The sequence below is a fragment of the Actinomycetota bacterium genome, from assembly GCA_005888325.1.
Taxonomy (GTDB): Bacteria; Actinomycetota; Acidimicrobiia; order Acidimicrobiales; family AC-14; genus AC-14.
The window spans coordinates 42,424-50,707 of the sequence record VAWU01000028.1; the positions used below are offsets into that span (position 1 = coordinate 42,424).

Annotated in this window: 7 protein-coding genes and 1 pseudogene (1 of these 8 cut by a window edge); 5 read left to right on the forward strand and 3 right to left on the reverse strand. The window is 72.1% G+C overall.

Annotation, left to right across the window (positions count from 1 at the left end):
• Both E6G06_11100 and E6G06_11105 read right to left on the reverse strand, forming a co-directional pair.
• A complete protein-coding gene (locus E6G06_11100) occupies positions 1–609 on the reverse strand; it encodes a hypothetical protein (protein TML91013.1) in 609 nt (202 codons plus the stop codon).
• A 58-nt stretch (positions 610–667) separates the two neighbouring features.
• The gene (locus E6G06_11105; GenBank protein TML91014.1) at positions 668–1,657 is read right to left on the reverse strand and encodes a polyprenyl synthetase family protein; all 990 of its coding nucleotides are present in this window, start codon (positions 1,655–1,657) and stop codon (positions 668–670) included.
• Between the two features lie 122 nt (positions 1,658–1,779).
• Here E6G06_11105 and E6G06_11110 point away from each other — a divergent pair, with 122 nt between their 5' ends.
• Positions 1,780–4,269 (forward strand): ATP-dependent Clp protease ATP-binding subunit, encoded by a 2,490-nt coding sequence (locus E6G06_11110; protein TML91015.1) that lies wholly within the window; start codon positions 1,780–1,782, stop codon positions 4,267–4,269.
• 9 nt (positions 4,270–4,278) lie between these two features.
• On the opposite strand, the gene E6G06_11115 is transcribed toward E6G06_11110, so the two are convergent.
• On the reverse strand, positions 4,279–5,577 hold the full coding sequence (locus E6G06_11115) for a peptidase S8 (GenBank protein TML91016.1): 1,299 nt from the start codon (positions 5,575–5,577) through the stop codon (positions 4,279–4,281).
• A gap of 57 nt (positions 5,578–5,634) precedes the next feature.
• Here E6G06_11115 and E6G06_11120 point away from each other — a divergent pair, with 57 nt between their 5' ends.
• The 4 genes and pseudogenes from E6G06_11120 to disA form a co-directional block, all read left to right on the forward strand.
• Positions 5,635–6,006 carry a universal stress protein gene (locus E6G06_11120; GenBank protein TML91017.1) on the forward strand — a complete coding sequence of 124 codons (372 nt, stop codon included), beginning with the start codon at positions 5,635–5,637 and terminating at the stop codon, positions 6,004–6,006.
• A 40-nt stretch (positions 6,007–6,046) separates the two neighbouring features.
• Positions 6,047–6,787, forward strand: a complete 741-nt coding sequence (locus E6G06_11125; GenBank protein TML91018.1) for a hypothetical protein — start codon at positions 6,047–6,049, stop codon at positions 6,785–6,787.
• Between the two features lie 21 nt (positions 6,788–6,808).
• Positions 6,809–8,185 carry a DNA repair protein RadA gene (gene radA / locus E6G06_11130; GenBank protein ID TML91019.1) on the forward strand — a complete coding sequence of 459 codons (1,377 nt, stop codon included), beginning with the start codon at positions 6,809–6,811 and terminating at the stop codon, positions 8,183–8,185.
• A gap of 43 nt (positions 8,186–8,228) precedes the next feature.
• Positions 8,229–8,284, forward strand: a pseudogene (gene disA, locus E6G06_11135) (DNA integrity scanning protein DisA); it runs 962 nt beyond the window's last position.

Below are 8,284 nucleotides of genomic sequence, written 5' to 3' on the forward strand. Positions count from 1 at the left end.
TCAGGGCCCTCCGGGGAACAGCCCGACGACGGCGCCGCACCGCTCGCAGCGTGCGAACGTGACGGCCAGGCGGCCTTCTCCCTCGTGCTCGGGCACCTGCACCTCAGTCGTCGTCAGCGCGTCGGTGAGGCCGGCGCCGCAACGCCCGCAGAGGGGCGGAGTGGTGGCTGCGGCAGGGCCGGTCTCGAGGCGCGAGCGGATGTGCGCGCGTAGCGCTTCGGGCGAAGCCTCGTGCTTCGCCAACACCTCGGCCGCCGTCCCGTCGTAGTCGCGCACGATGCCGAGGAGGATGTGCTCGGGGCCGATGTGGTCGTGCCCGTCGTCCCGCGCCTCCCGCAGCGAGCTCTCGAGCGCCTTCTTGGCTCGAGGGCTGAAGGGGACGTGCCCGCTCGGAGTCGCGGCACCGCGGCCCACGGCGTCCTCGACCTCGCGACGCGCCGTCTCGAGATCCAGCCCGAGGTCGGCGAGCGCCCCGGCCGCGTCCCCGTCATCGGCGACGACGCCGAGCAGGAGGTGCTCCGTGCCGATGTGGTCGTGGTCCAGCAGGCGCGCCTCCTCCCGGGCCAGCACGATCACCCGCCGCGCCCGTTCCGTGAAACGCTCGAACATCGCACGTCACGCTACGTCCAGTGCGACCCGGCCGCTCGGCGCCGCCGAATTGCGCGCGTCAGCCCGGGATCGTGTCGATCAGGTGGTCGCCGACACCGCGCAGGGCCCCGACCACCGGGCTCTCGGGGAATTCGTCGAGCACCGCGGCCGCCTCCTTCGCGTAGAGACGGGCGACGTCCTTGGCGGCCGCCACCGCGCCGTTCGACCGGATGAGGGCGCGGGCGCGGTCGGCGCCGGCGCGGTCGATCGGGCCGCCCAGCAACGCGGCGAGGTCGTCCGCGCCGTCGGAATCGGCGAGGGCACGGATGACCGGCAGCGTGTACACACCCTCGACCAGGTCGTTGCCGGCGGGCTTGCCGAGCTGCTCGTCGGTCGCGACCACGTCGAGGATGTCGTCGACGATCTGGAAGACCATGCCGAGCTGCTGGCCGTAGGTCGTCAGCGCGTCGATGTGCGCGCGCGGCAGCCGTGCGGTGATGCCCCCGATGCGACAGCTGGCCGCCATGAGCGCCCCCGTCTTGTCGGTGATCGACGCGAGGTATGCGGCTTCGGTGCGCGTGCTGTCGAAGGCGGTGCGCACCTCGCGCACCTGCCCGGTGCAGAGGCGGCTGATGGTGGCGGCGAGGAGCCCCGCGACCTCGGTGCCGAGGGAGGCGGCGATCTCGGACGCCCGGGCGAGGAGGAAATCGCCCGCCAGGATGGCGACCAGGTTGCCCCAGCGGGCGTTCACGCTTTCGACCCCCCGGCGGCTCTCGGCCTCGTCCATGACGTCGTCGTGGTACAGCGACCCGAGGTGCACGAGCTCGACGGCCGTGGCCCCCATGACCACGTCGCGCGAGGCGGGGGTCACGTCCCCCCCGTCGGCCGTGGAGGCGGCGGCGAGGGTCAGAGCGGGGCGGAGACGCTTCCCACCTGCGCTGATGAGGTGCCCGGCCACCTCGGTGAGGAAGGGGTCGTCGGCCTCGATCGATACGAGGAGGGCCGTCTCCACCCGGGCGAGATCGTCGCCCAGGCAGGGCAGTCGCAGCAGCGAGGCCAGGTCGATCACGCCTGCACGATACGTTCGCGGCCGCCGAACAGGGGAATCGGTAAACCTCGGGGCATCTCCCTACGAAGCTATGGCCAGTAGACTGAGTCGGCACCTACGACCGTCGTGGGAGGCGGTGTCAATTGTTCGAACGCTTCACTGACCGAGCCCGCCGGGTTGTCGTCCTGGCCCAGGAAGAGGCGCGGCTCCTCAACCACAACTACATCGGCACCGAGCACATCCTCCTCGGCCTCATCCACGAGGGCGAGGGTGTCGCCGCCAAGGCGCTCGAATCCCTCGGGATCTCGCTCGAAGCCGTCCGCAACCAGGTCGAGGAGATCATCGGCCAGGGGGGCTCGTCGCCGAGCGGTCACATCCCCTTCACGCCGCGCGCCAAGAAGGTGCTCGAGCTGTCACTGCGCGAGGCGCTGCAGCTGGGCCACAACTACATCGGCACCGAGCACATCCTGCTCGGGCTGATCCGCGAGGGCGAGGGAGTGGCCGCCCAGGTGCTCGTGAAGCTGGGCGCCGACCTGAGCCGCGTGCGTCAGCAGGTCATCCAGCTGCTGTCGGGCTACCAGGGCGAGAAGGGCTCGGGCGCAGGCGCGGGCCCGAGCGGCGAGGCCGCGCCGAGCGGCTCGCTGGTGCTCGACCAGTTCGGACGCAACCTCACCGTGCTCGCGCGCGAGAAGAAGCTCGACCCCGTCATCGGTCGCGAGCGTGAGATCGAGCGCGTGATGCAGGTGCTGTCGCGCCGCACCAAGAACAACCCGGTCCTCATCGGCGAGCCCGGCGTCGGCAAGACCGCGATCGTCGAGGGCCTGAGCCAGCGCATCGTGGCCAACGACGTTCCCGAGACCTTGCGCAACAAGCAGCTCTACACCCTCGACCTCGGCGCCCTGGTCGCGGGCTCCCGTTACCGCGGCGACTTCGAGGAGCGCCTGAAGAAGGTGCTGAAGGAGATCCGCACCCGCGGCGACATCATCCTGTTCATCGACGAGCTGCACACGCTCGTCGGCGCCGGCGCGGCCGAGGGCGCGATCGACGCGGCCAGCATCCTCAAGCCGATGCTCGCGCGCGGCGAGCTGCAGACCATCGGCGCGACCACGCTCGACGAGTACCGCAAGCACCTCGAGAAGGACGCTGCGCTCGAGCGCCGCTTCCAGCCCATCAAGGTCGAGGAGCCGACGGTCACCCACACCATCGAGATCCTCAAGGGCATCCGCGACCGCTACGAGGAGCACCACCGGGTCACGATCACCGACCAGGCCATCGTGGCCGCGGCCAACCTCTCCGACCGCTACATCTCCGACCGCCACCTGCCCGACAAGGCCATCGACCTCATCGACGAGGCCGGCAGCCGCATGCGCATCCGGCGCATGCAGACGCCGCCCGACTACAAGGAGATCGAGGACGAGATCGGGCGTGTCCGCAAGGACAAGGAGACCGCGATCGAGAACCAGAAGTTCGAGCAGGCGGCGCGGCTGCGCGACCAGGAGAAGGCGCTGCTCGAGCGCAGGACCACCAAGGAGCAGGAGATCAAGGACGCCGGCATCGACCTGTTCGACGAGGTCGACGAGGAGCAGATCGCCGAGGTCCTGTCGCTCTGGACCGGCATCCCCGTCTACAAGCTCACCGAGGAGGAGACGGCGAAGCTCCTCCGCATGGAGGACGAGCTGCACAAGCGGGTCGTCGGCCAGGAGGACGCCATCAAGGCGGTGTCCCAGGCCATCCGGCGCACGCGCGCCGGCCTCAAGGACCCGAAGCGGCCCAGTGGCTCGTTCATCTTCCTCGGACCGTCGGGTGTCGGGAAGACCGAGCTGGCCAAGACGCTCGCCGAGTTCCTCTTCGGCGACGAGGGCCACCTCATCCAGCTCGACATGAGCGAGTACATGGAGAAGCACACGGTCAGCCGGCTGGTGGGATCACCTCCCGGCTACGTGGGCTACGAGGAGGGCGGCCAGCTCACCGAGGCCGTGCGCCGCAAGCCGTTCTCCGTCGTGCTGTTCGACGAGATCGAGAAGGCCCACCCCGACGTCTTCAACGCGCTGCTGCAGATCCTGGAGGACGGCAGGCTGACCGACGCGCAGGGTCGCTCGGTCGACTTCAAGAACACCGTCATCATCATGACGTCGAACCTCGGCACCGCCGATCTGCGGAAGGCCGCCATCGGCTTCGCCAAGACCGACGAGGCGGTCACCTACGAGAAGATGCGCGAGAAGGTCAACGAGGCGCTCAAGCAGCACTTCCGGCCCGAGTTCCTGAACCGCATCGACGAGACGATCGTGTTCCACGAGCTCACGCGCGACGAGGTGTTCCAGATCGTCGACCTCATGATGCGCCGGGTGCGCGAGCAGCTCGACACCCAGGGCCTGGGTCTCGAGCTCACCGACGCGGCGAAGACCCTGCTGTCCGAGAAGGGCTACGACCCCGCCCTCGGCGCCCGACCGTTGCGCCGGGCGATCCAGCGTCTGGTCGAGGACGCGCTGTCCGAGCGCATCCTCTGGAAGGAGTTCCGCGCCGGCGAGACGATCATCGTCGACGCCGAGAACGGCGAGATCGCCTTCCGGGCCATCGAGAGCATCGAGCCCCAGCCGCCGGTCGAGCTGGCCGAGGCCGGCCCGGCCGAGTAGCAGCGCGGGCTAAAACCCTCCCAAGCCGTTCGGCGCGCCCAGCCCGGTGGGGCCGTCGTAGCCGACCTGCGCGTGGCACAGGTAGTAGGGATCGGGCGACGCGGGCCAGCAGTCGTGGAGCGGGTTGCCGTTGGAGCCCGAGGTGACGTCGCGCATCGCGGCACGTTGCTCGTAGAGACGCCGGGCCGGGTACGGGTAGACGGCGGCGGTCTGCACGGCGTCGCCGGCGACCGCGAACAGGGCCGCCACGATGGGTGCTCCGACGCTCGTGCCTCCGAACTGGAACCAGTTGTCGCCCCCGACGGAGCCGTAGCTATCGTACACGGCGACGCCCGTGGCCGGGTCGCCGACGACGGCCACGTCGGCGGTGGTGCGTCGGGTGCAGGTGCTGCCGCTCGGGTCCGACGCGACCAGGCCGAGCTGCCAGGCCGGCGGGTCGAACGACGCGCTGCACCAGCTTCCGCTGCCGCTCCACGCGGTCTCGTCCCAGCCGCGCGGTGACGAGTCGCGCACCAGGCTGGTGGCACCGACCGCGATCACGTGCGGCGAGGTCGCCGGAAACGTGCTGGCGTAACCGCTGTCGCCGGAGCTCGCGGTGACGGCGATGCCCGGTTGGTCGTACGCGGTCTCGAAGGCGTTGTTCTCGGGCGACTCATCGGTGGCGTAGCTGTTGCTGATCGCGCTCGTGTTGCGGCTGACCGCGCGCCGAGCCGCGCGCGTGATGTCGGGCAGCTCCGCCGACGCCGCCGCGATGAGCGTGATCTTGCACAGCGGACAGACGGCCGATGCCATCTGCAGGTCGAGGTCGATCTCCTGGCCCCAGACGACGTCGCCGCGCGGCAGGCGCGTGCCCTTCTCCTGCGAGATCTTCTTGAAGCACCCGTTGGCCGTCGTGCACGGCGGCAACCCGAACGTCTGGCGGTAGACGGCGAGGTCGAACTCCGCATGTGGGTTGTCGTACGCGTCGATGACGATCACCTTGCGCCCGTTCCACACCCAGTCGGTGCGGCGCGGGTCGGACAACCCGTAGGCCGCGGCGAGATCGAAGGGCCCCAAGCCCGACGGGCCGGGAAGGGCCAGCGGGTGGAGGCCGTCGGAGCGCGTGACCACGATCGCCTGGCACGCGACCGTGAGGCCGCTTTCCCGTGGGCAGACGCGCCGGTGCTGCGCGCGGTGCGTCACGTCGGCATTGATTGCGTTGGGGGTGTTGGGCGCGGTGGGACGCGCGATCGCGGGCGCCGAGAGAGAGGTGAACAGTCCCAAGGCCACGATGGCTGCTCCGAGCGGTCGCCTTCCTGGCCGTCGCATCGAGAGCCGAGGGTACGGGGCCGCGCGCGGCACGTCGAGCAACTACGGTCGACGGCCGTGCTGGAGCGCGTACTCGTAGGCACCGACGGCTCGACCACCGCAGCTCGCGCCGTCGACCGGGCCGTCGAGGTGGCCGCGGCGTTCGGCGCCGGCCTGACCATCGTCATGGCGGGTCGCCACGACGACGCGGCTGACGTCGTCGGAGCCGAGGCGGAGCGGCACCGCGACGCGGCCGTCACGATCGAAACGCGCGTCGACGGGCGCGACCCCGCGACGGCGCTGCTCGACATCGCGGAGGAAGGGGGCTACGACCTGCTCGTGGTGGGCAATCGGGGGATGACCGGCGCCGGGCGCTCGTTCCTCGGTTCGGTGCCGAACAAGGTGAGCCACCACGCGTCGCGCTCGCTCCTCATCGTCCGCACGACCTGACCTGGCGACTGCGTCGCCCCGCCTGGGGCTCCTCGCGGTCGTGGCGCTCTTGCTGGTGTGCTCCGCGTGCCAGGTGACGATCGCGACCGAGGTCGACGCCCGCGCCGACGGGGGCGGCGTCATCCGCGCCGGCGTCGGGCTCGACCGCGAGGCGCTGGCCCAGGTGCCCGATCTGGCGGGGCAGTTGCAGGTCGACGACCTTCGTCGAGCCGGCTGGCGCGTCGTCGGGCCGCAGCGCGAGCGCGACGGCCTGACGTGGATACGCGCGAGCCATCCGTTCGCGTCACCGGCCGGCGCGCATCGGGCGGTCGCGCAGCTCACCGGGCCCGGCGGCCCCTTTCGCGGCTTCGCGCTCACGCACGGGGGCTCGCGGTTCCGCTCCCGCGTCCGCTTCACGGGCACCGTCGACCTCGGGACCGGGCTCGCCGGGTTCGCCGACGCCGAGCTCGAGCGCCGGCTGGGAGCGGCCAACCCCGGTGTCGACGCGGCGACGCTGAAGCGCCGCTTCGGGGTCGACCTCGAGCGACTGCTGAAGGTGCGGGTGACGGCGCGTCTCCCCGGTCGGGTGCGCACGTGGCGGCCACGCGTGGGGGCGCCGCCGGTGCGGCTCGACGCGTCGTCGGTGTCGTGGGACGTGCGTGCCCTCGGGTTGACCGGCGTGGGGGCCGTCGCCCTGGCGCTGGGGGCCGTCACGCTGCTCGCAGGGCGCCGGCGGCGCGTGACCCGGCACGCCCCGGAGGCGCCTGAGGCGGGCGCAGACGGTCCGCGTCCGGTGTCGTAGGGCACGCGTAGGGTCGCGCCCGTGACCAAGGCCCGGACGTTGTTCAGGTGTGGCGAGTGCGGGGCGGGCGCGCCCAAGTGGGCCGGCCGCTGCCCGGCGTGCGACGAGTGGAACACGCTGGTCGAGGAGGTCGAGCGCCCGGCCGGGGTGGGCGCGCCCGGCGCCGCCGCCGAGCGCGCGGTGCCGATCGTCGAGGTCGACGCGCACGAGTGGGCGGCGCGTCCGACGGGCGTGGGCGAGCTCGACCGGGTGCTCGGCGGCGGGTTGGTGCCCGGCTCGGTCACCCTGCTCGGCGGTGAGCCCGGCATCGGCAAGTCCACGCTGCTGCTCCAGGCGCTCGCGTCGCTCGCCGCGGGCGGTGCCCGCTGCCTGCTCGTGTCCGCCGAGGAGTCCCGCCAGCAGGTGCGCCTGCGCGCCGAGCGCCTCGGCGCGCTGCCCGCGTCGCTCTGGCTGGTGGGCGAGACCGTGCTCCCCAACGTCGTCGCCGACATCGAGCAGGTCGCGCCCGACGTGTGCATCATCGACTCCATCCAGACGCTCCACGATCCCGAGCTCGGGTCCGCGCCCGGGTCCGTCACGCAGGTGCGCGAGTGCGCCCAGCAGCTGGTGCAGGTGTCGAAGGCGCGTGGTCTCGCGACGCTGCTCGTGGGCCACGTCACCAAGGAGGGTGCCCTCGCCGGTCCGCGGGTACTCGAGCACATCGTCGACACCGTGCTCTCGTTCGAGGGCGAGCGTCATCACGCCCTCCGGTTGCTGCGCGCGCTGAAGCATCGCTTCGGCCCGACGTCGGAGCTCGGTCTGTTCGAGATGGTCGACGCGGGCTTGCTGGGCGTGCCCGACGCGGGCGGCATGTTCCTCGCCGACCGCCGCGCCGGCGTGCCGGGGTCCGTCGTGGTGCCCACGATCGAGGGTCACCGGCCCCTCCTGGTCGAGCTCCAGGCGCTCGTCGGGCCCGCCGCCGTCGCGGCCATGCCGCGCCGGTCGGCGCAGGGGCTCGACAGCGGCCGGCTGGCCCTGCTGCTGGCGGTGCTCGACCGTCGCGTGCAGCTGTCGCTCGGCGGGTCCGACGTCTACGCCTCCGCGGTCGGCGGCGTGCGCGTCGTCGAGCCCGGTGCCGACCTGGCGCTCGCCCTGGCCCTTGCCTCCGCCCACACCGACACCGCGCTGCCCGACGACCTCGTGGCCTGCGGCGAGGTGGGCCTCGGGGGCGAGCTGCGCCAGGTGAGCCAGACCCCGCGACGACTGGCCGAGGCGGCGCGGCTCGGCTTCGGGCAGGCGCTCGTGGCCACGTCCGCCCCCGACCCGCCACCTGGCATCACCGTCCGCCGCGCGGGCACGCTGAGCGAGGCCGTCGTCGCCCTCGGGCTGCGGCGTGAACGGGTGCGAATTTCGACCTAGCCGCTACTCTTTCGGCGTGCCCCCCCGGCGCAGCAAGGCGCTCATGGACGCTTTCGCTGCCGTCGCGCCCGGGCGCCCGCTGCGGGAGGGCCTCGACCG